Annotated in this window: 1 protein-coding gene and 1 CRISPR repeat array; the gene reads left to right on the top strand. The window is 56.0% G+C overall.

Annotated features, from left to right (window positions below; translation table 11 throughout):
• Window positions 1–63: 63 nt before the first annotated feature.
• A CRISPR array of direct repeats spans window positions 64–389; the repeat unit is 37 nt; unit sequence GTTTCAATCCCCACCAGCTCCGAAGAGCCGGTGACAC.
• A 349-nt stretch (window positions 390–738) separates the two neighbouring features.
• A complete protein-coding gene (locus VKV29_RS06330; RefSeq protein ID WP_324200462.1) occupies window positions 739–1,701 on the top strand; it encodes a hypothetical protein in 963 nt (320 codons plus the stop codon).
• The last annotated feature ends 670 nt before the right edge of the window (window positions 1,702–2,371 follow it).

Genomic DNA, 2,371 nt, shown 5'->3' with positions numbered 1-2,371 from the left:
CACCAGCTCCGAAGAGCCGGTGACACTTAATATGCCGAGGTAAACACCTGTGACTGATTTCTTGTTTCAATCCCCACCAGCTCCGAAGAGCCGGTGACACTAAAGATCTTGTAATTATGGAGAAGATAAGAAGAGTGTTTCAATCCCCACCAGCTCCGAAGAGCCGGTGACACAATCAAGCGTTTTCATGCGTTGATGTTCACTCCGGTTTCAATCCCCACCAGCTCCGAAGAGCCGGTGACACTTGCTGTGCCAACTGCGTGACGATGCTGTTAAACGCGTTTCAATCCCCACCAGCTCCGAAGAGCCGGTGACACCACCTATCAGAAAGCCTGCTCTGTCCACATCACATGTTTCAATCCCCACCAGCTCCGAAGAGCCGGTGACACGGTCAACTTACTCTCAAAATAAAGGCCCTATGTGCCTCTACCCTCGAGAAGTTGCCTCTTATATTATAACACATACTCTCAAAATCCTGCGCGAACCTTTCTCTCGAACCTACGATTACTCCCGATCCGCGCAAACTTAGGTTATCCTAAATATTCTGCCCCCGTAAAATTACCAATAGCTTTGCCCTTAACGTTGTGATAGAATAGATATTATAAGTTGACCTCAAGAGGATAGGTCGAAATCCCTGCATAGGAACATTTTGAAGCGCAGGAGAATATAAAAAACAGATGCTCCGGTAGAGAGAGAGACAGAACCCAACGGAGGCACGCTAGGGGAAGGATGAACGGGATGCAAAAACTACGAGAAGCGATCCAGAAAAAACCGAGCTTGCCGCATTACGAAAAAGTGAAAATAAACGCGGCTTGCCGCTTCACGGGCAACTATATCCACACCCTGTTCTTGATGGCTCTTCTCGGCCTTGTCCGTCTGCCCATCGCCTCCGCACACCCGCCCCTACCCACTTTTCGCTTGGTGCCCTCCGTGGTGCCCCCCGGCTCCTTTCTGGTTACGCCGGTAGAAAGCACCCGTGAACTGGTGACCGAAGCCCGCACCAATCGCGTGGTGGCCGAGCGCTACCTGCGCCACTACAAACTGGCCTCCCTGGGGGAGCTGGAGTTGGCCCTAGCCCAACTCCGCTTCAAACGCCTCACCGAGCCTCATGTGCTGCCCGTGTGGTACGTCCATCATCGAAACGGTCGCGACATCATGGGCTACCGGCTGCGACGCTTGCCGGCAGGTACCCCGGTCTTTGTAGATGCCAACGGCACCCCGGTGCTCATCGCCGTGTGCGGCAACCCCATCGGCAACATTCAATTGCCCCCTCCCAAAAGCGTCGCCCACAACCTCTTTAACGTCGTGGCGCCCAACCTTCAGGTGGCAACGGCACCTGGCCCTCTAACGCCTCCCTACTCCCCCGTGGTCATCCCGGAACAGACCCAAAATACCGAGGTCGCCCTCTCGACCTCCCTCGCTCCTCTTGTGCCGCCTGGGCTGCCGCAAGCCCATGTCACCGGCGGCTTTCCTTATGGAGCGCTAGGCCTGCCGTTCCTCTTTCGCGGTGGAGGGCATGGCAGCCCCCCTCCTGTGCTCGCTGCGCTTCCGCCGCAGTTCGCCGCCTCAGGAGGACAGACCCCCCACGGCTTTGTGCCGGAAGGCGGGCTAGGCGCCTTCACCATGGGCTTTGCTCTGCCGTTGCTGCTGCAAACCCTGCGCAAACGACGACAGCAGGCGGCCCAGATGACTGGCTCTTAAGTAAACTACCGCAAGGCTGAAGGCCGACGCCCTCCCCCTCAAGGCCAGTACTGGGGTCCCCAGAAAATCGCAAGATTTTCTGGGGCAGGACGCCCTTCCCCCTTAGAGCTGGCGAGGATGGAAACTTAAGATTTCTCGCCTTCGGCTCGAAATGACAGCTGTTTATCTCGTCTCCGACTCGAAAAGACAGTCGTAGCACTGGCTCTTCAAGCCCCCACCCCCCGCCCCTCAAGGCCGATACAGGGGTCCCCAGAAAATCGAAAGATTTTCTGGGGTAGGGCGCCCTCCCCCTCCCCCAATTTGGGAGAGGGGAGATTAGCAAAAAGGGCACGGTCACCGTGCCCCTACTGGCGGTTTCCTTTGATTAGCTTCCCTTCGGAAACTCACCACAACCGCCCCCTTTCTCCCTAATAGGGGGAAAGGACGGGATAGGGGGCGAGCAAGGCATGCTTGCTCAGCGAATTGCCTCTAGAACCGTGAAGGAATTGAAACTCAAGATTTCTCGCCTTCGGCTCGAAATGACAGTTGTGCCTTCGGCTCGAAATGACAGTTGTTTATCTCATCTTCGGGTCGAAATGGCAGTCGTGTCGCCGGCTCTTCAATACCGAGGCGCTCATCCTCAGTGGAGATGAAACGTAAAGACCTCTCAGCTTCGCTTCGAGGTGACATG

The organism is Chthonomonas sp., assembly GCF_035294165.1.
Lineage (GTDB): Bacteria > Armatimonadota > Chthonomonadetes > Chthonomonadales > Chthonomonadaceae > Chthonomonas.
This window is presented reverse-complemented; position numbering and strand designations above follow the sequence as displayed.